The 18,275-nt window shown below is 64.7% G+C and carries 17 protein-coding genes; 10 read left to right on the forward strand and 7 right to left on the reverse strand.

What is annotated here, in order from left to right:
- Positions 1–29: 29 nt before the first annotated feature.
- Both M2395_RS29500 and aroQ read right to left on the reverse strand, forming a co-directional pair.
- Positions 30–884 carry a shikimate dehydrogenase gene (locus tag M2395_RS29500; RefSeq protein ID WP_053160144.1) on the reverse strand — a complete coding sequence of 285 codons (855 nt, stop codon included), beginning with the start codon at positions 882–884 and terminating at the stop codon, positions 30–32.
- A complete protein-coding gene (gene aroQ / locus M2395_RS29505) occupies positions 881–1,330 on the reverse strand; it encodes a type II 3-dehydroquinate dehydratase (protein WP_011063604.1) in 450 nt (149 codons plus the stop codon). Before aroQ ends, M2395_RS29500 begins: the two co-directional genes overlap by 4 nt.
- Before the next feature lie 259 nt (positions 1,331–1,589).
- On the opposite strand from aroQ, the gene M2395_RS29510 reads away from it, so the two are divergent.
- The 7 genes from M2395_RS29510 (at position 1,590) to M2395_RS29540 (ending at position 11,412) form a co-directional block, all read left to right on the forward strand.
- A complete protein-coding gene (locus M2395_RS29510; protein WP_011063603.1) occupies positions 1,590–2,111 on the forward strand; it encodes an RNA polymerase sigma factor in 522 nt (173 codons plus the stop codon).
- Between the two features lie 63 nt (positions 2,112–2,174).
- Positions 2,175–3,188, forward strand: coding sequence for a FecR family protein (locus M2395_RS29515; RefSeq protein ID WP_077934821.1), 1,014 nt, complete (start codon positions 2,175–2,177; stop codon positions 3,186–3,188).
- 131 nt (positions 3,189–3,319) lie between these two features.
- Positions 3,320–6,025 carry a TonB-dependent receptor gene (locus M2395_RS29520; protein ID WP_077934820.1) on the forward strand — a complete coding sequence of 902 codons (2,706 nt, stop codon included), beginning with the start codon at positions 3,320–3,322 and terminating at the stop codon, positions 6,023–6,025.
- An 83-nt stretch (positions 6,026–6,108) separates the two neighbouring features.
- Positions 6,109–6,726 (forward strand): heme acquisition protein HasA, encoded by a 618-nt coding sequence (locus M2395_RS29525; RefSeq protein ID WP_123431476.1) that lies wholly within the window; start codon positions 6,109–6,111, stop codon positions 6,724–6,726.
- Between the two features lie 218 nt (positions 6,727–6,944).
- Positions 6,945–8,729 carry a type I secretion system permease/ATPase gene (locus M2395_RS29530; RefSeq protein WP_015637122.1) on the forward strand — a complete coding sequence of 595 codons (1,785 nt, stop codon included), beginning with the start codon at positions 6,945–6,947 and terminating at the stop codon, positions 8,727–8,729.
- On the forward strand, positions 8,726–10,075 hold the full coding sequence (locus tag M2395_RS29535; RefSeq protein ID WP_123431477.1) for an HlyD family type I secretion periplasmic adaptor subunit: 1,350 nt from the start codon (positions 8,726–8,728) through the stop codon (positions 10,073–10,075). The genes M2395_RS29530 and M2395_RS29535 overlap by 4 nt, the downstream gene beginning before the upstream one ends.
- Positions 10,072–11,412 (forward strand): TolC family outer membrane protein, encoded by a 1,341-nt coding sequence (locus M2395_RS29540; RefSeq protein WP_123431478.1) that lies wholly within the window; start codon positions 10,072–10,074, stop codon positions 11,410–11,412. The genes M2395_RS29535 and M2395_RS29540 overlap by 4 nt, the downstream gene beginning before the upstream one ends.
- Before the next feature lie 171 nt (positions 11,413–11,583).
- On the opposite strand, the gene trmA is transcribed toward M2395_RS29540, so the two are convergent.
- Positions 11,584–12,663 carry a tRNA (uridine(54)-C5)-methyltransferase TrmA gene (gene trmA / locus M2395_RS29545; RefSeq protein ID WP_053154015.1) on the reverse strand — a complete coding sequence of 360 codons (1,080 nt, stop codon included), beginning with the start codon at positions 12,661–12,663 and terminating at the stop codon, positions 11,584–11,586.
- Entirely contained in the window at positions 12,660–13,952 is a 1,293-nt protein-coding gene (locus M2395_RS29550; protein WP_077934816.1) for an NCS2 family permease, read from the reverse strand. Before M2395_RS29550 ends, trmA begins: the two co-directional genes overlap by 4 nt.
- A 206-nt stretch (positions 13,953–14,158) precedes the next feature.
- Between M2395_RS29550 and M2395_RS29555 the strand changes: the two genes are divergently transcribed.
- Together M2395_RS29555 and M2395_RS29560 are read left to right on the forward strand one after the other, a co-directional pair.
- Positions 14,159–14,608, forward strand: a complete 450-nt coding sequence (locus tag M2395_RS29555; protein WP_077934815.1) for a DUF4879 domain-containing protein — start codon at positions 14,159–14,161, stop codon at positions 14,606–14,608.
- Positions 14,609–14,674: 66 nt separating this feature from the next.
- The gene (locus M2395_RS29560) at positions 14,675–15,226 is read left to right on the forward strand and encodes a DJ-1 family glyoxalase III (RefSeq protein WP_077934814.1); all 552 of its coding nucleotides are present in this window, start codon (positions 14,675–14,677) and stop codon (positions 15,224–15,226) included.
- 3 nt (positions 15,227–15,229) lie between these two features.
- Here M2395_RS29560 and M2395_RS29565 read toward each other — a convergent pair whose 3' ends face one another.
- Both M2395_RS29565 and M2395_RS29570 read right to left on the reverse strand, forming a co-directional pair.
- Positions 15,230–15,520, reverse strand: a complete 291-nt coding sequence (locus M2395_RS29565; RefSeq protein WP_072444991.1) for a HigA family addiction module antitoxin — start codon at positions 15,518–15,520, stop codon at positions 15,230–15,232.
- 15 nt (positions 15,521–15,535) lie between these two features.
- On the reverse strand, positions 15,536–15,814 hold the full coding sequence (locus M2395_RS29570; RefSeq protein ID WP_011063591.1) for a type II toxin-antitoxin system RelE/ParE family toxin: 279 nt from the start codon (positions 15,812–15,814) through the stop codon (positions 15,536–15,538).
- Between the two features lie 437 nt (positions 15,815–16,251).
- On the opposite strand from M2395_RS29570, the gene M2395_RS29575 reads away from it, so the two are divergent.
- Positions 16,252–16,548 carry a hypothetical protein gene (locus tag M2395_RS29575; protein ID WP_019096028.1) on the forward strand — a complete coding sequence of 99 codons (297 nt, stop codon included), beginning with the start codon at positions 16,252–16,254 and terminating at the stop codon, positions 16,546–16,548.
- Positions 16,549–16,582: 34 nt separating this feature from the next.
- Here M2395_RS29575 and M2395_RS29580 read toward each other — a convergent pair whose 3' ends face one another.
- Positions 16,583–17,821, reverse strand: a complete 1,239-nt coding sequence (locus tag M2395_RS29580; protein WP_065363648.1) for an MFS transporter — start codon at positions 17,819–17,821, stop codon at positions 16,583–16,585.
- Positions 17,822–18,275 lie beyond the last annotated feature (454 nt).

Genomic DNA, 18,275 nt, shown 5'->3' on the forward strand with positions numbered 1-18,275 from the left:
GAAGGCAGCAGCTGCTACCGAGCCCTGTCTCAGCCGTTCATGCTGTGAAAGTGCGCCAGCATGCGCTGCGGGTCCGCGCGTTGGCCGCTGAACAGCTCGAACGCCTTGACCGCCTGGAACACCGCCATGGTGCCGCCGTCCAGGGTCCTGCAACCCAGGGCCCGGGCGTTGCGCAGCAGTTCGGTTTCCAGGGGAAAGTAGACGATCTCGGCAACCCACAACTGCGCTCGCAGCAGTTCCACCGGCACCGGCATGCCCGGCAGCTTGGCCATGCCCATGGGCGTGGTGTTCACCAGCCCGTCGGCGCTGTGCAGGGCACTCGACAGATCACCGCCTGCCCGGGCCCGGGCGCTGCCGAAATGCTGGTTGAGGTTGTCCGCCAGGCTTTGCGCCCGCTGCGGCTCCACGTCAAAAATGTTCAGTTGCTCCACGCCTTCACTCAGCAGGGCGTGAGCCACTGCGGCCCCGGCACCGCCGGCGCCCATCTGCACCACCTGGCGCCTTGCCACGTCCGGCAGGCCGCGGCGAAAGCCCTCGGCAAAACCCAGGCAGTCGGTATTGTGGCCGACTCGTTTGCCATCCTTGAGCACCACGGTGTTCACCGCACCGATGCCCTGGGCTTCCGGGGACAGTTCGTCGAGTAGCGGCAGGATGCTCTGCTTGCAGGGAAAGGTGATGTTCAGGCCGGTGAAGCTCATCTGCTCGGCGGCGCGCAACAGTTCAGGCAGGGCGCTGCTGTCCAGGCCCAGTTGATCCAGGTCGATCAAGCGGTACAGGTAGCGCAAATGCTGGGCATCGCCCTCTTGTTCGTGCAGGGCCGGGGTGCGGGAGGCCTGGATGCCGGCGCCAATCAGCCCGGCCAGAACGCTGGCTTGCCGGCTCATGCGCCTTGCTCCTTGAACCGCTGGCTGAAGTGTTCCAGCGCCAGGCGATAGCCATGGCTGCCAAAGCCGCACATCACCGCCTGTGCGATGGCGGAAACGAAGGAGTGATGACGAAACGGTTCGCGCGCGTGGACGTTGGACAGGTGCACTTCGATCACCGGCAGCTCGCTGGCCACCAGGGCGTCACGGATTGCCACCGAGGTGTGGGTCCAGGCGGCCGGGTTGATCAGGATGCCGGCGCAGCGACCACGCGCCCCGTGGATCCAGTCGAGCAACTCGCCTTCATGGTTGGTCTGGCGAAACTCCACAGCGAGGCCGAACTCCTCGGCGGCGCGGCCGCACAGGGCGGAAATGTCAGCCAGGGTTTCGTGGCCGTAAGTGGCCGGCTCGCGGGTGCCGAGCAGGTTCAGGTTCGGGCCGTTTAGCACCAGAACGATAGGACGCATGGGGTAAATCTCCGTTGTTATTGTCGGCCTCGGGAGAGCGTACGAGGCGTTGAAAGGTAAATTGTACTAACTGGTTAATTTGGTCAATTGGCGGTAGATGCACAACGGGGGGAGGGCGGATTAAGTGTTCGGTAATCGAACGGCAGCGTAGGGCTCGCAGGTGCAAGGCTGCCGCCAATGAGTGCTTATATCAATTGAAAATCATTCTCGACTGGCCGTAAGATGCCCGGCAATTTCCTTCATGTTCCAGGGAGTCGGTTTGTCGGACGTGGATCTCAAGGGACTGTTTCTCAAGCATGCCGCTGCCTTGCGTGGGTACCTGGCGCGCAAGATACGGGACCCGCAGTTGGCCGCTGATCTGGTGCAGGAGAGTTTCCTGCGGCTGGCCGAGCACACGCGCGGCGAGCGTATCGACAATTCCCAGGGCTATCTCTACCGCACGGCGAACAATCTGCTGATCGACCATGTACGTCAGGAGGCGCGGCGCAAGACCGAGACCGTGCCCCATGAAGTGCTGGCCGACATCGAGGATGAGGCGGCCGGGCTGGAGGCTCAGGCGATGGCGCAGCAACAGCGCAAGGCACTGAAACAGGCGATCATGGAACTGCCCCCGCGGACCCAGGAAATCTTTCGCCTCAACCGTATCGAAGGCATGACCCACGCCGAGGTGGCCCGGCACCTGAATATTTCCGACAGCTCGGTGCAAAAGCACCTGTCCCGGGCGCTGGCCTATGTGATGCAGCGTTTGCAGGCTACCGACGGTCGGCCAGTCGACGAGTGAGTTACGGTAAAAGTCGGGGTCAGACGTCACTGCTTATATATAACGAGAAATCGAGATTCACACGTGAATAGCCAGGGTCCGCAAGAGCGCAGTATCACCGAGGCCGCCGCCGACTGGGCGGTGCGTTTGCACGCGGGAGGCCTGAGCGCCACCGAGCAGGCGCAGCTTGCCCAATGGCAGGCCGCCGACCCGCGTCATCCCCAGGCTCTGGTGTTTGCCCGGCAGACCTGGGAGGCCCTGGGCGAGTTGCGCCTGGACCCCGAACTGGCGGCCACTGCCCCACCACGGCGCCAGGCGGCGCGGCCTGCGGCGACAATACCGCGCCCGCGCCGTCGACGCCGGCTGGTGCGGGCCGCCAGCGTGGCGATGCTGGTACTGGCGGTGGCCCTGGGCTGGCTGCAAGGGCCGCAGGCGCTGCTGTACCTGCAGGCCGACTATCTCACCGGCAAGGGTGAGGTGCGCACCGTACAACTGGCCGATGGCAGCCAGGTCGAGCTGGATTCGGGCAGCGCCATTCGCCTGGACTACAGCGGCGACAAGCGCCAGGTTCAATTGCTGGCCGGCTCCGCGGTGTTTGACGTGGCGCCCATGGCCGGCGAGGAAAAACGACCTTTTATCGTGCGGAGTGCCGGCGGCCAGACCCGCGCCCTGGGCACCCGTTTCGTGGTCGGGCGCGAGAGCGCTCAACAAGCCTGGGTCGGCGTGTTGCAGCACAGTGTCGCGGTGAGCCTGGATGCCCCGGCGCAACGCGGGGCCTCCGAGCGGGTGCTGCAAGAGGGGCAGAGCGTGCGCTATGACCCGCAGGCGGGGGTGGTGGCGCTTGATGGGCTCGACCTGCAGCGGGCCACCAGTTGGCGGCGCGGCGTCCTGGTGTTCGACCGCCAGCCCCTGGGCCTGGTGGTGGAGCGCCTCAATCGCTATCGGCCCGGGCGGGTGGTGCTGACCAACAGTGCCCTGGCCCAGCGTCAGGTCAGCGGTGTCTTCCGTCTGGACATGCTCGATGCAGCCCTGGTTACCCTGACCCAGGAATTGCAGGTGCAGCGTTTCGACCTGGCCGGCGTCAGCCTGATTTACTGAGGCCTGCGGGCCTTTTTCCACCCTTGTGCAAAATAATTCAAAAAAACCTTACTGAGTTTTCCTGCCTGGCACGTCTAGCTAATTGAGATGCATTCGCATAAACAAAAATAGCCAGCGCAGGAACAAGGGACATGAGGGTAGGCAGTTGCACTGGAATTCACGCAGCAAGTCGTTTGGCCCTGGCCATTCACTTGGGCGTCGCAGGGCTGTTGGCAGGAGGCGGTTTGCTGCACGCGGCAGAGCCTGTGGGTGCAGCCCTACAGAGTGCCCAGCAGCAACGCGAGATGGATTTCGATATCCCCGCCCAGGCCCTCGGCAGTGCGGTGCTGGTGTTTGCCGAGCAGGCCGGGGTGCAGGTGCTGTTCGACAGCCTGCGCCTGCATGGCTTGCACAGCTCGTCGCTCAAGGGCCGCTACAGCGCCGAGGAGGGCCTGGCGCGGTTGCTGGGCAATGCGCCGGTGCAGTACCGCTTCACCGGCGAGCGCCAAGTGACCCTGAACCGGGTGGAAACCGGCCGTGACGGCGCCCTGGCCCTTGCGCCCACCACCATCTCCGGCAACCTCGAAGGCCGCCAGAGCGACTGGGTGTATAACGCGCCACGTTCGGTGAGCGTGGTCGGCCGCGAGCAGCTCGATCGCAACCCGCCCCGGCACGCGGCCGACATGCTGGAGGAAACCTCCGGTGTGTATTCGGCAGTCAGCCAGCAGGACCCGGGCCTGTCCGTGAATATCCGCGGCCTCCAGGACTATGGCCGGGTCAACATGTCGGTGGACGGCATGCGCCAGAACTACCAGCAGAGCGGCCACCAGCAGCGCAACGGCACCCTCTACGTCGACCCCGAGCTGCTCTCCGAGGTGGTGGTGGAGAAGGGCGCCACTTCGACCATGGGCGGCGCCGGGGTGATTGGCGGGGTCGCCAATTTTCGCACCGTCGAAGCCCGTGACCTGCTCAAGCCCGGCCAGGAAATCGGTGGCCGGATCCGCGTGACCAGCGGCCTGGGTGGCCGCAGCAACGGTACCCATTTCATCGGCAGCACCGCCTTCGCCATCGGCACCGAGGTCTGGGACATGCTGCTGGCCGCCAGTGAACGGCACCTGGGGGACTACAACCCGGGGACCAAGGGCGGCATTGGCGAGCTGCGTACCGGCAGTTGGATGGACCCGTCGATCAATGACCGGGTGAAGAATTCCAAGGTGGCCTATTCCGCTTCCGTGATGCGTTCGCGCCTGGCCAAGCTGGGGCTCAACCTACCCCAGGACCAGCGTCTGCAACTGAGCTACCTGACCACCCAGGTGTCCTACGACGACGCCAACATGATGAACGTCGAGAACAAGCAACAGCTCTGGGAAAAGCTCGGCAGCAGCGATGTGCGCTCGCAGAACTTCGGCCTCGACTACAGCTACACCCCGGACAACCCGCTGATCGACTTCAAGGCCAAGCTCTACTACGTCGACAACAGCAACGACCAGAGCACCCTGACCCGGCGCAGCAGCCCCGGCTACTCGATCACCTACCAGACCGACACCTATGGCGCTCAGGCGCAGAACACCTCGACCTTCGCGCTCGGCGAGCTGGCCACGCTGAAGGCCAACTACGGCCTGGAATTCTTCTATGACAAGGTCCGCCCCGACTCCAGCCAGCCGGTGCCCAAAGGATCGGCGGTCAGCGCTTCGCCCGCGGCCAGCATGACCCCCGAGGGCGATCGTGCCCTGGGCAGTCTATTCACCCGCCTGGACTTCGACTACGACGGCTGGCTGAACCTCAACGCCGGTTTGCGCTACGACCGCTACCGCCTGCGGGGCGAGACCGGAATCAACACCCGCACCTTCGTGATCGGCAAGACGCCCCAGCAGATTTCGGTGCCGGTGGCCTATGACATCGACAACGAGGAAGGGCGCTTCTCGCCGACCTTCGGCCTGTCGGTCAAGCCGGGCGTCGAATGGCTGCAGTTGTTCGCCAGCTATGGCAAGGGCTGGCGGCCACCGGCGGTGACCGAAACCATGATCACCGGCCGGCCCCATGGCGGCGGCTCGGAGAGCACCTTCCCCAACCCCTTCCTCAAGCCGGAGCGCTCCAGCACCTGGGAAGCGGGGGTCAACGTCTTCAAGGAAAACCTCTGGTTCAACGATGACCGCCTGGGGATGAAGGTGGCGTACTTCGATACCCGGGTCGATGACTTCATCTATATGGCCATGGGTGTGCAGCCCCCTGGCTACGGCTCGCCCGGCATCGGCAACAGTGCCTATGTCAACGACCTCAGCAGCACCCGCTTCAAGGGCGTGGAGTACCAGCTGGACTATGACGCCGGTCGCGCCTACGGCCAGCTGAACTACACCCGCATGATCGGCGACAACGATTTCTGCACGAAAATCGCCTGGCTGGGGGGTGTGACCCAGCCGGTGAAGAATGGCAGTGGGCGTGGTGCGATCGTCACCGGCATGCGCCCCGATGATGCGGCCAACAATGCCAGTCGCTGCAATGCGGCGATCCTCGGTTCGGCCGAACACATGCCCATGGACCGCGGCACCCTGACCCTGGGCGCGCGCTTTTTCGACCGCAAGCTGGATATCGGCGCCCGGGCCCGCTACAGCGCCGGCTATTCGATCGCCGGCTCCGCCACCGGCACCGTGAGCCAGACCGGCGTCTACCCGGCCGACTGGAAGCCCTACACCGTCTACGACCTGTATGGCAGCTACCGGGCCACTGAAGAACTGACCCTGCGCCTGGCCATGGAAAACGTCACCGACCGCGCCTACCTGGTGCCCCTCGGCGATGTCCTGGCCTTCACCCTCGGCCGTGGCCGGACCTTGCAAGGCACCGTGGAGTATCAGTTCTGACCGCTTTTGCCCATTGATGGGCAAAACCGCAGCAGGCAGTGGCGTGCTGCGGACATGACCCCCCTAATGTATTGGAGTTTTGCATGAGCATTTCGATCTCTTACAGCGCTACCTACGGCGGTAATACTGTTGCGCAATACCTGACTGACTGGTCGGCCTACTTCGGCGACGTCAACCACCGCCCAGGCGAAGTGGTCGACGGCACCAACACCGGTGGCTTCAACCCGGGCCCGTTCGACGGTACCCAGTACGCCATCAAGAGCACCGCCAGTGACGCGGCCTTCGTCGCCGACGGCAACCTGCACTACACCCTGTTCAGCAACCCGAGCCACACCCTGTGGGGCTCGGTGGACACTATCTCCCTGGGCGACACCCTCGCCGGTGGTTCGGGCAGCAACTACAACCTGGTCAGCCAGGAAGTCAGCATCACCAACCTGGGCCTCAACAGCCTGAAGGAAGAAGGCCGTGCAGGCGAAGTGCACAAGGTGGTCTACGGCCTGATGAGTGGCGACAGCTCGGCGCTGGCCGGCGAGATCGATGCCCTGCTCAAGGCGATCGACCCAAGCCTGTCGGTGAACTCCACCTTCGACGACCTGGCCGCTGCTGGCGTTGCTCACGTCAATCCGGCTGCCGCAGCCGCTGCCGATGTTGGCCTGGTGGGTGTGCAGGACGTGGCCCAGGACTGGGCGCTGGCCGCCTGAGTGCAGGCCTGAGGCATAAAAAAGCGAATGCAGGATCGCTCCTCCATTCGCTGGCTTGACTCACCTCCGTCGCCCGAGTTTTCGAAGGCCAGGGCGGCGGCGGTGGCAAATTCTGGGGAGCGCCGTGGTGCCTGTCAACGCACCGGGCGCGCCTCTTGTCGTTCCGCTCTGCCCGAGCGGAAGGCCCTGTAACCCTACACTCTCCACAGGACACCTTGATGAGCAGGCCGAATCCACTTGCCGCTTCCGAGACGCTGGCGGCCTTGACGGCCTACAAGGGCGGCTTTTTCAACATCGGCCTGTTCTCGGCGGTGATCAACCTGCTGATGCTGGCCCCGGCCCTTTACATGCTGCAGGTCTACGACCGGGTGCTGGCCTCGGGCAATCAGATGACCCTGCTGATGCTGACGCTGATGATCCTCGGCCTGTTCGGCCTGATGGGGGCGTTGGAGTGGGTGCGCAGCCAGGTGGTGATCCACCTCGGTACCCAGATGGACATGCGCCTGAACCAGCGGGTGTATGACGCCGCTTTCGAAGCCCAGCTCAAGGGCAGCCCCCAGGCCGCCGGCCAGGCTTTGAACGACCTGACCGCGCTGCGCCAGTTCGCCACCGGCAATGCCTTGTTCGCGTTCTTCGATGCGCCCTGGTTTCCGGTATACCTGCTGGTGATCTTTCTCTTTCACCCCTGGCTCGGCCTGCTGGCCCTGGCCGGCGCGGTGCTGCTGGTGGCGCTGGCCTGGATCAACCAGCATATCTGCCAGGCACCCCTGGCCCAGGCCAGCCAGTTGTCGATCATCACCAGCCAGCAGGCCACCGCCAACCTGCGCAATGCCGACGCGATCGAAGCCATGGGCATGCTCGGCGCCCTGCGCGAGCGCTGGTTCATCGGCCACCAGGGCTTTCTCGCCCAGCAGAACCTGGCCAGCGAAAAGACCGCCACCATCAGCGCCTGGTCCAAGGGCGTGCGCATGGCCCTGCAGTCCCTGGTGCTGGGCCTGGGCGCCTGGCTGGCGGTGCAGGGCCAGATCACCCCGGGGATGATGATCGCCGGCTCGATCCTAATGGGCCGCGTGCTCAGCCCCATCGACCAGTTGATCGCGGTATGGAAGCAATGGAGCTCGGCGCGCCTGGCCTACGAGCGCCTGTCGCAGCTGTTGCAGGCCAACCCGCCACGGCCGGCGCGCATGAGCCTGCCGACGCCCAAGGGCAAGTTGAGCGTCGAACAGCTGAGTGCCTGTGCCCCTGGCAGCCGGCGCCCGGCCCTGAGCAACCTCGGTTTCACCCTGGAGGCCGGCCAGGTGCTGGGGGTGATCGGCCCTTCCGGTTGCGGCAAGTCCACCCTGGCCCGGCTGTTGGTCGGTGCCTGGATGCCCCTGACGGGAAAGGTGCGCCTGGATGGCGCAGACCTGGCTCAGTGGGACAGGCAGCAACTGGGTCCGCATATCGGTTACCTGCCCCAGGACATCCAGCTGTTCGCCGGCAGCATCGCCGAGAACATCGCGCGTTTTGCCCAGCTGGACTCGGATCAGGTCCTGCAGGCCGCACAAATGGCCGGGGTGCACGAACTGATCCTGCAATTGCCCCAGGGCTATGACACGCGCCTGGGCGAGGGCGGTGCCGGGTTGTCCGGCGGGCAGCGCCAGCGCATCGGCCTGGCGCGCGCGTTGTACGGTTTGCCGGCGCTGATCGTGCTCGATGAACCCAACTCCAACCTTGATGAAGCCGGCGAGCAGGCGCTGCTGCAGGCCATCAGCCAACTCAAGCAACGGCAGCGGACCCTGGTGCTGATCACTCATAAGCCCAACGTGCTGACCCTCACCGACCAACTGATGATCCTGCGCGAGGGCCAGTTGCAAGCCTTTGGCCCGACGGCACGGGTGCTGGAGGCGAACCAGAAGGCCAAGGCCGCGCCGCCGCCAGCTGTACCGGTGAGCAATCCGGTGACCAGTCTGAACATGAATTACCGCCTGGGCGTGGCCGGCGGCGAAGGGAAAAAAGCATGAAGGCGAGTGTATCCACAGGCTCTGTTGCGCCGGTCGCTGGGCCAGCCGCCAGCAATGTGTTGTCCCTGGACGACAGGAAGTATTCGCGGCTGGGCTGGCTCCTGGTGCTGGGAGGTTTTGCCGGGTTTATCGGCTGGGCCGCCCTGGCGCCGCTGGACAAGGGCGTGGCGGTGTCGGGCAAGGTCATGGTCTCGGGCCATCGCAAGACCGTGCAGCACCAGAGCGGCGGCATCGTCGAGCGGATCGAAGTCAAGGAAGGCGACCGGGTCAGCGCCGGGCAGGTGCTGCTTCGCCTCAACGAGACGCCGCTGCGCACCCAGATGCAGTCCCTGCGCAGCCAGTACCTGGGCTCGCTGGCCAGCGAAGCGCGGCTCAATGCCGAGCGCGACGGCGCCAGCGATATCGTCTTCGACCCGCAACTTCAGGCCCTGGCCAGCGAGCCGGACGTGGCCGCCAGCCTGGCGCTGCAACGGCAGCTGTTCAGCAGCCGGCGCCAGGCCCTGAGCATGGAGCAGCAGGGGATTGCCGAAACCATCGCCGGCTCCGAGGCGCAGTTGCGTGGCACCCGGGATTCCCAGGCCAGCAAGCTGGCGCAGCGCCGCGCCTTGAATGAACAGTTGCAGGGCCTGCGGGAACTGGCCCGGGACGGCTATATCCCGCGCAACCGGCTGCTGGACAGCGAGCGCCTGTACGCGCAGATCGACGGCTCGATCGCCGAGGACTTCGGCCGCATCGGCCAGTTGCAGCGGCAGATCCTCGAACTGCGCCTGCGCATCCGCCAGACCACCGAGGATTTCCAGAAAGACCTGCGTAGCCAGTTGGCCGATACCCGGATCCGTACCGAAGACCTGCGCAATCGCCTGGCGTCCGCCGAGTTCGAACTGGCCAACAGCCAGGTACGTGCCCCGGCCGCCGGGGTGGTGGTGGGGCTGGAGGTCTACACCGAGGGTGGGGTGATCAAGCCGGGCCAGCCGCTGATGGACATCGTGCCCCAGGATGAGCCGTTGCTGGTGGAGGCGCGGGTGCCGGTGCAACTGGTGGACAAGGTGCACCCGGGGCTGCCAGTGGAGCTGATGTTCTCGGCCTTCAACCAGAGCACCACGCCCAGGGTGCCGGGGGAGGTGACCCTGGTGTCCGCCGACCGGCAGGTGGACGAACGTACCGAAGAGCCTTACTACACCCTGCGGGCCACGGTCAGCGCCCAGGGCATGCAGCAGTTGCAGGGCTTGCAGATCCGCCCGGGCATGCCGGTGGAAGCCTTTGTCCGTACCGGCGAACGTTCGATGCTCAACTACCTGTTCAAGCCTCTGCTGGATCGGACTCACATGGCGTTGGTGGAAGAATGATTCGAGCCTGGTGCTACTACCTGCCCCTGCTGTGCCTGTTGAGCAGCACGTCGGTCCAGGCCCTGGGGTTGCTGGACGCCTATGACCTGGCCTTGCGCAATGACCCGACCTTCCAGGCGGCGATCAAGGAGCGCGATGCCGGGGAAGAGAACCGGGCCATTGGCCGTGCCGGGCTGCTGCCGAACCTGTCCTGGAGCTACAACAATTCGCGCAACCAGTCCGAAGTGACCCAGGAGACCGTTCGCGGTGATGTCACCAATGACCGGGACTACCGCAGCTACGCCTCGACCCTGACCCTGCAGCAACCGCTGCTGGACTACGAAGCCTATGCGCGCTACCGCCAGGGCTCGGCCCAGGCGCTGTTTTCCGACGAACGCTTTCGTGGCAAGAGCCAGGAACTGGCGGTACGCCTGCTCAGTGCCTACAGCCAGGCGCTGCTGGCCCAGGAGCGTATCGAACTGAGCCGGGCGCAGAAGCGTGCCTACGCCGAACGCTTGCAGCTCAACGAACGCCTGCTCAAGGGCGGCGAGGGCACCCGCACCGATGTGCTGGAGACCCAGGCCCGGCTGAGCCTGGCCCTGGCGCAGGAGATCGAGGCCCAGGACCAGCAGGATGCCGCCCTGCGCGAGCTGCAAGCCATAGTCGGCGAACCGTTGCAGATCGACGAACTGGATCCGCTGACCCGGCAGTTCCAGATCCAGCCGCTGCTGCCCAACCGCTTCGACAGCTGGCGTGACCTGGCCATGGCCAACAACCCGGACCTGGCGTCCCAGCAGCAGGCGCTGCGAGTGGCGGAGTACGAAGTGGAGCGCAAGCGCGCCGGGCACCTGCCCAAGGTGAGTTTGTATGCCAGCAGCCGTCAGACCAGTTCCGATTCGGAAAGCTCCTACAACCAGAAGTACGACACCAATACCGTGGGCATCCAGGTCAGCCTGCCGCTGTTTGCCGGTGGTTCGGTATCGGCCTCGACCCGCCAGGCGGCCAGCCAGCTGTCCCAGGCCCAGTTCGAACTGGATGCCAAGACCGCCACCACCCTCAACGAACTGCGCAAGCAGTTCAACCTCAACACCAGCGCCGCGGCCAAGGTCCGGGCCTATGAAATGGCCGTCAGCTCCGCCGAGGCCCTGGTGACCGCGACCCAGAAGAGCGTGCACGGCGGCGAGCGGGTCAACCTGGATGTACTGGACGCCGAGCAACAACTGTTCACCGCCCGCCGCGACCTGGCGGATGCCCGTCATGCCTACCTCTTGGCGCGGATCCAGCTCAAGTACTACGCCGGCCTGCTCAACGAACAGGACCTGCAGCAACTGGCCGGCTACTTCCGCCCCCTGGGCTGAACCCCATTGCCGTACCGCCCCCTGTAGGAGCTGGCTTGCCAGCGAAAGCGTCGGCCAGTTTGGCGCAAGGCTCAAGGGCCCCTTCGCCGGCAAGCCGGCTCCTACGGAGTGGGAGGGCGGCAGAATGCAAACAGCCGTCACGAGGACGGCTGTTGGCTATTGCACGGCAAATCAGCGGCGGGTCAGCAAAACCCCGGATTCCATATGGTGGGTCCAGGGGAACTGGTCGAACAGCGCGCAGCGGGTGATGCGGTGGCTGTCGTGCAACTGGGCGATGTTGGCCGCCAGAGTCTCCGGGTTGCAGGAGATGTACAGGATGTTGTCGAAGCGCCGGGTCAGTTCGCAGGTGTCCGGGTCCATGCCGGCCCGGGGCGGGTCGACGAACACGCTGCCGAATTCGTAGCTCTTGAGGTCCACGCCCTGCAGGCGGCGGAACGGCCGAACTTCGTTCAGGGCTTCGGTCAGCTCTTCGGCCGACAAGCGCACCAGGGTGACGTTATCCACAGCGTTTTCGCTGAGGTTGCTCAAGGCCGCATTCACCGAGGTCTTGCTGATCTCGGTGGCCAGCACCTTGCGCACCCGGGTGGCCAGGGGCAGGGTGAAGTTGCCGTTGCCGCAGTACAGCTCCAGCAGGTCGTCCTGGCGCTCGCCCAGGGCTTCATAGGCCCAGTTGAGCATCTTCTGGTTCACCGTGCCGTTGGGCTGGGTGAAGGCGCCTTCGGGCTGGCGGTAGCTGAAGGTACGCCCGCCGACTTCGAGCTTTTCCACTACGTAGTCCTGGCCGATGACCTCGCGCTTGCCCTTGGAACGGCCGATCACGCTGACCTTGAGGTCGGCGGCCAACTGGCTCGCGGCCTTGTGCCAGTGCTCGTCCAGCGGGCGGTGGTAGCACAGGGTGATCATCGCGTCGCCGGCCAGGGTGGTGAGGAACTCCACCTGGAACAGCTTGTGGCTCAGGGGCGCGCTGGCTTGCCAGGCGGCCTTGAGCCGGGGCATCAACTGGTTGATGCGCTGGCTGGCGATGGGGAACTCCTCGATGAGGATCGGTGTGCGCTTGTCGTCCTGGGAGAACATCGCGTAGTGCCGTTCCCCGGCCTCGCGCCACAGGCGGAACTCTGCCCGCAGGCGGAAGTTCTGCAGGGGCGAGTCGAAGACCTGAGGCTCGGGCGCATCGAAGGGGGCCAGCAGGTCGCGCAAGCGCGCGACCTTGTCATTCAACTGGGTGGTGTAGCTTGCGGCGTCAAAAGTCATGCGGGGTAACCGAGCTTGATCACGAACAGGATCGACAGGATCACCAGGGGCGCGTTCAGCTCACGGGCACGGCCCGACAGCAGCTTGATCACGGTCCAGGCGATGAAGCCGAAGGCGATGCCGTTGGCGATGGAATAGGTGAACGGCATGGCCAGGGCGGTGACGACCACGGGAGCGGCGACGGTGATGTCTTCCCAGTCGATTTCTGCCAGGCCCGAGGTCATCAGCACAGCGACGAACAGCAGGGCCGGTGCGGTGGCGAAGGCGGGCACGCTGGCTGCCAGTGGCGAGAAGAACAGCGCCAGCAGGAACATGATCGCCACCACGATGGCGGTCAGGCCGGTGCGGCCGCCGGCGCTCACGCCCGCCGCGGATTCGATGTAGCTGGTGGTGGTCGAGGTGCCCAGCAAGGAACCGGCCATGGCGGCGGTGCTGTCGGCGATCAGCGCCCGGCCCATTTTCGGCATGTGGCCGTCCTTGCCCATCAGCCCGGCGCGCTTGGCGACGCCGATCAGGGTGCCGGAGTTGTCGAACAGATCGACGAACAGGAAGGCGAAGATCACGCTGATCAGGCCGATATCCAGGGCGCCCTTGATGTCCAGTTGCAGGAAGGTCGGGGCCAGGGACGGTGGCATCGAGGTCACGCCGCCGAACGGGGTGACGCCCATGAGAATGGAGACGACGGTCACCGCGAGGATGCCGATCAGCACCGCGCCGCGCACTTTCAGGGCTTCCAGGGCCACGATCAGGGCAAAACCCAGGGCAGCGAGGATGGGGGCCGGTTTGCTCAGGTCGCCAAGGCCGACCAGGGTCGACTCGTTGCCCACGACGATCTGGGCGTTATGCAGGGCGATCAGCGCCAGGAACAGGCCGATACCGGCGGCAATGGCCGAGCGCAGGGGCAGGGGGATGCTGTTGATGATCCATTCGCGGATCTTGAAGATCGACAGTATGAAAAACAGCACCGCCGAGATGAATACCGCACCCAGGGCTACCTGCCAGGTGTGGCCCATGTGCAGGACCACGGTGTAGGTGAAGAAGGCGTTCAGGCCCATGCCCGGTGCCAGGGCGATCGGGTAGTTGGCGATCAGGCCCATGACGGTGGAACCGATGGCCGCCGCCAGGCAGGTGGCAACGAAGATCGCGCCCTTGTCCATGCCCGTCTCGCCGAGAATGCTCGGGTTGACGAAAAGGATGTAGGCCATGGCCAGGAAGGTGGTCACGCCCGCAAGAATCTCGGTGCGCACGTTGGTGTTGTGTGCCTTGAGTTGAAACAGCCTTTCCAGCATGTCTGCTCCCCGTGGCGCCGCCGGGCGCCGTGAATGTATCGACTCCAACAGCAAAGCACAGACTTTATAAGGTGCCTGCGGATTTGCTCTGGGTCGGAAAAAGCCGCGCATCATACCAGCAGCGTGGGCCAATGGCTGCGATCGTCGGCGATGTTTTGCCGCGCTGGCAAGTAGCGCATACTGCGCCCTGGTTTTAGGGGGGATTTATGCGCAGCACAGTGAAAATGACAGCCCTGGCATTGCTCGGCGCGACAGCCTGCTGGCTGGCGGCCCCGGCCATGGCGCGCTCGGCCCCGCCGTTGAGCCGGGTGGAGATTCTCAAGGTGCTGTCACCTTCCTGCGGCCTGGAGGATGTCTCCGACGGCCGTGAACGGACCCAGTGCGATCACAACGGCCCGAACATCAAGGTCTACGTGCTGGAGATCGGCTACGGCCGCGAGCCCCATGTGACCCTGGACGGCTTTGAGGTCGATGGCACCCGTTCGCCGGTGTGCGAGGACGGCTCCAGCTATGTGCCCTGCGGCAACTCGGGGACTACCGTCGGCTATGTCTATGTCTTCGACCTGGCGGACAAGCAGGAGGGCACCTTCAGCTTTCGCAACACCTCGCTCAACGCCCCGGGCAACAGCCTGGGCGCGCAGATCTACATCAAGTGACGGCGCCCTGAACGGCAGCCGGCAAAGCTGACTAAGCTCTAAAGACCTCCACGCGGAGTCATCCCCATGACCTTCAGAGCCCTGGTCACCCTTGCCGAAGGCATCGACGACCTGCAAAGCGTGACCCTGATCGACGTACTGCGCCGTGCCGAAGTCGAAGTGCTGGCCGCCAGCGTCGAAGGCCGGCGCATGCTCACCTGCGCCCGGGGCACCCGCTTGACCGCCGACGCCATGCTGGTGGACGTGCTGGCCCAACGCTTCGACCTGATCGTATTGCCCGGCGGCGCGGTGGGCGCCCAGCACCTGGCGGCCCATCAACCGCTGCAGCAACTGCTCAAGGATCAGGCCGCAGCGGGACGCCTGTTCGCCGGCATCGCCGAAGCCCCCGCCCTGGCCTTGCAATCCTTCGGCGTGCTGCGCCAAAGGCGCATGACCTGCCTGCCCAGCGCCAGCCATCATCTGCTGGGCTGCACCTTTGTCGACCAGCCGGTGGTGGTGGACGGTAACTGCATCACCGCCCAGGGCTCCGCCGCGGCCCTGGCGTTTGCCCTGGCCTTGGTGGAAGCGCTGTGCGGTCGCGGCAAGCGCGCCAAGGTGGCTGGAGAGCTGCTGGTTTAGGGCTCAGCCAACATGGGCCACGATGGGCTCGATCACCGGTTGCAGTTCCTGCTCGGTGTGCCAGATGTCGTAATCGGCCTGTACCGCCAGCCAGACCTTGGCCTTGCCGATTCCGGCGCGTTCCAGCCTGACCGCCAGTTCCGCGCGGATTGGCGCATGGCCGTTCAACACCTTGGACAGGTGCGGGCGGGCGTAGCCGATATGCCGCGCGAGCTCCGTCACGCTGATGCCCAGTTCGGGCAAGATATCCAGGCGCAGGGTGTCACCGGGGTGGGGCGGGTTGTGGATGGGCATGATCCTGCCTCCTGTTCAGTGGTAGTCCAGATAATCCACCAGCTCGATATCCGAACCTACGAAACGAAAGATCACTCGCCAGTTGCCGGACACCACCAGGGACCAGTAGCCAAGCAGGTCGCCCCTGAGCGGGTGCAGCCGCCAGCCCGGCAGATTGAGGTCTGCCGGTTCGCTGGCGTGATCCATGAACGACAGCTGGCGGGCCAACCGGCGTGCATGCTCGGCCCGTATTCCACGAGTCGATCCGGTTTCATAGAAGGCGCGCAGGCCTTTGTGCTGAAAGGACTTGATCATGGGGTGCGAGTGTAAGGCGATACCTTACACGCTTCGTAGCGGTTTTGTATTGCAGAGAATGATCAACAACCTGTTACGAGGCCCCCCACGGGGCGTTTCTCTGTCGCAGCTCGGTTCGGCAAGGAGTCGGGCACGGGGCTTGTGAACGGGTAACAAAGGCTAACCAGCCGCTTGTTGCACCGCCCGTCCCATCACCCCTATAGTTCGCGCCGTTGCTGCCAATTCAGCGGCCGGGTTTGGTCACCCGAAATTAGAAGGCGCACGCGCCACCCTGGTTTGCAGGCACTTTTTCGTGTCCGCACGCTTAATGGTGGGCTGTGCGCGGGACACCTTCGGGTGTGCCGGGTGCCTTCTTCCCGGTTGACCAACCTGTGCACAGTCCGCCACCCATCGTTTGGTCACGATTGGGGCGGTCATTCATAAAGAAGGATCTAATGATGAATACCCCGGAAACTGCTGCTCACTATGTGCCGCTTAAATCCAACATAAGCCGGCCAGGTGTGTTTTTTATCAACGCCAATGCCTCCCCTGAGGCGCTGCACGAAGCCGCCGAGCAACGCATGCGCACGGCTGCCAATCTGCTGGAAACCCTCTGCTGCCTGAATTTCAGCCACGGCGATGTGAAGGACATCCCGCACATCATCGACGTGCTCTATGTACTGACGCAGGATGGTTGCGACCTGCTGGAGGCGGCGAAATGGCGAGCCGCTGCTGAAGCTCAGCCCAGCCACTGAGGCTTGAACCTGGCCGCGCCAGCCCGGCGCGGCTTCAGGCCTTGGGTTGCTCGAGCCGTTCGATCATCCGATCGCGCTGGGCCAGGGTCGGGAACAGCTTGATCCAGACGCCGGTCACCAGCAGCGTGCCGACCCCGCCCAGCACCACCGCCGGCACCGTGCCGAACCAGTGGGCTGTCAGCCCGGATTCGAACTCCCCCAACTGATTCGAAGCGCCGATGAACAGGCCGTTCACCGCGCTGACCCGGCCGCGCATTTCGTCCGGGGTTTCCAGTTGCACGAAAGAGGCGCGGATCACCATGCTGATCATGTCCGCAGCCCCCAGCACCACCAGCACCGCCAGGGAAAACCAGAACGAGGTCGAGAGGCCGAAGGCGATGGTGGCCACGCCAAACACCCCGACCGCGGTGAACATCACCCGCCCGACCTTGCGCTCGACGCTAAAACGCGCCAGCCACAGGGACATCAGCAAGGCCCCCACCGCTGGCGCCGAACGCAGCAGCCCCAGGCCCCAGGGGCCGGTGAGCAGGATGTCCTTGGCGAACACCGGCAGCAGCGCGGTGGCGCCACCCAGCAATACCGCGAACAGGTCCAGGGAGATGGCGCCGAGGATGTCCGGGCGGCTGCGGATGAAGCGGATGCCCGCCAGCAGCGAATCGAGGGTGGCCTTGCCCTTGTTCAACGGGGTCTGCCGGGCCGGCAGGTTGAGCATCAGCACGCAGGCGATCAGGTACAGGACCACGGTGGGGCCGTAGACCCAGACGCTGCCGAAGGCGTACAGCAACCCGCCCAGGGCCGGGGCGACGATGGTCGCCGACTGCTGCGCCGATTGCGCGGCGGCCACCGCCCGGGGAAACAGCGCCGCGGGCACGATGCTCGGCAGCAGGGCCTGGGTGGTGGGCATTTCGAAGGAGCGGGCGCCGCCGAGCAGGAAGGCCAGGATGAAGATCATTTCCCGGGTGACGCTGTCGGTCAGGCTGCCGACGGCCAGGGCCAGGGCGATCAGGGCTTGCAGCGACTGGCAGATGGCCGCCACCCGACGCCGGTCGTAGCGGTCGGCCACATGCCCGGTGTGCAGCATGAACAGCACCCGCGGGGCGAATTCCACCAGCCCCACCAAGCCCAGGTCCAGCACATTGCCGGTCAGTTGGTAGAGGTTCCAGCCAATGGCCACGGTGAGCATCTGGAAGCCGCTGGCGGTAAAGATCCGGGCCAGCCAGAACGCGATGAACGGACGATGGTGACGGAGCAGCAGAGGGTCTTGGCTGGGCATCGGGCGGTAGATCTGAGCGGGAGTGCCACGAGATTATCACCAAGGTGTAACCAATAGTTGCGGCCCGGGGAAAATTCGTTAGCCGCGCATCTATCTTGTTTTTCGCTCGAACACCTGGTCGCGAACCCTGTAGCCGCTGCCGCAGGCTGCGAACGGCTCCGAAGGAGACGCCAGGATCTTGAATACGCCGCAGTTTCGACGGGAAGTTGCCAGCCAAGGCCCTACGTACCGAACGCGGCCCGGCCTTTCGCAGCTTCGCAGGCTCAGCAGCGGCTACAGGCGTTTTGTGTGGGAAAAAGCCGGGAAAACCCTGGGCTTGAGAGGGTGAGGCAAGCTGTCACGCGGCAAATAACCACAGAGTTGCATGGCGAAATTAGGACTACTCTTTCAACGTTGCTTGATCCAGATCAAAACCTTTTTGCAAAGGCTGATGTGGTGGCCCAAGTGCCAGACT

Origin of the sequence: Pseudomonas sp. BIGb0176 (assembly GCF_024810175.1) — a bacterium.
Taxonomy (GTDB): domain Bacteria; phylum Pseudomonadota; class Gammaproteobacteria; order Pseudomonadales; family Pseudomonadaceae; genus Aquipseudomonas; species Aquipseudomonas protegens.

Excerpts from the sequence above, each read along its gene's own strand:
- M2395_RS29500 (WP_053160144.1), bottom strand. The coding sequence starts at position 884 with ATGAGCCGGCAAGCCAGCGTTCTGGCCGGGCTGATTGGCGCCGGCATC.
- aroQ (WP_011063604.1), bottom strand. The coding sequence starts at position 1,330 with ATGCGTCCTATCGTTCTGGTGCTAAACGGCCCGAACCTGAACCTGCTC.
- M2395_RS29520 (WP_077934820.1), top strand. The coding sequence starts at position 3,320 with ATGAGGGTAGGCAGTTGCACTGGAATTCACGCAGCAAGTCGTTTGGCC.
- M2395_RS29525 (WP_123431476.1), top strand. The coding sequence starts at position 6,109 with ATGAGCATTTCGATCTCTTACAGCGCTACCTACGGCGGTAATACTGTT.
- M2395_RS29530 (WP_015637122.1), top strand. The coding sequence starts at position 6,945 with ATGAGCAGGCCGAATCCACTTGCCGCTTCCGAGACGCTGGCGGCCTTG.
- M2395_RS29535 (WP_123431477.1), top strand. The coding sequence starts at position 8,726 with ATGAAGGCGAGTGTATCCACAGGCTCTGTTGCGCCGGTCGCTGGGCCA.
- M2395_RS29540 (WP_123431478.1), top strand. The coding sequence starts at position 10,072 with ATGATTCGAGCCTGGTGCTACTACCTGCCCCTGCTGTGCCTGTTGAGC.
- trmA (WP_053154015.1), bottom strand. The coding sequence starts at position 12,663 with ATGACTTTTGACGCCGCAAGCTACACCACCCAGTTGAATGACAAGGTC.
- M2395_RS29550 (WP_077934816.1), bottom strand. The coding sequence starts at position 13,952 with ATGCTGGAAAGGCTGTTTCAACTCAAGGCACACAACACCAACGTGCGC.
- M2395_RS29555 (WP_077934815.1), top strand. The coding sequence starts at position 14,159 with ATGCGCAGCACAGTGAAAATGACAGCCCTGGCATTGCTCGGCGCGACA.
- M2395_RS29560 (WP_077934814.1), top strand. The coding sequence starts at position 14,675 with ATGACCTTCAGAGCCCTGGTCACCCTTGCCGAAGGCATCGACGACCTG.
- M2395_RS29565 (WP_072444991.1), bottom strand. The coding sequence starts at position 15,520 with ATGCCCATCCACAACCCGCCCCACCCCGGTGACACCCTGCGCCTGGAT.
- M2395_RS29570 (WP_011063591.1), bottom strand. The coding sequence starts at position 15,814 with ATGATCAAGTCCTTTCAGCACAAAGGCCTGCGCGCCTTCTATGAAACC.
- M2395_RS29575 (WP_019096028.1), top strand. The coding sequence starts at position 16,252 with ATGAATACCCCGGAAACTGCTGCTCACTATGTGCCGCTTAAATCCAAC.
- M2395_RS29580 (WP_065363648.1), bottom strand. The coding sequence starts at position 17,821 with ATGCCCAGCCAAGACCCTCTGCTGCTCCGTCACCATCGTCCGTTCATC.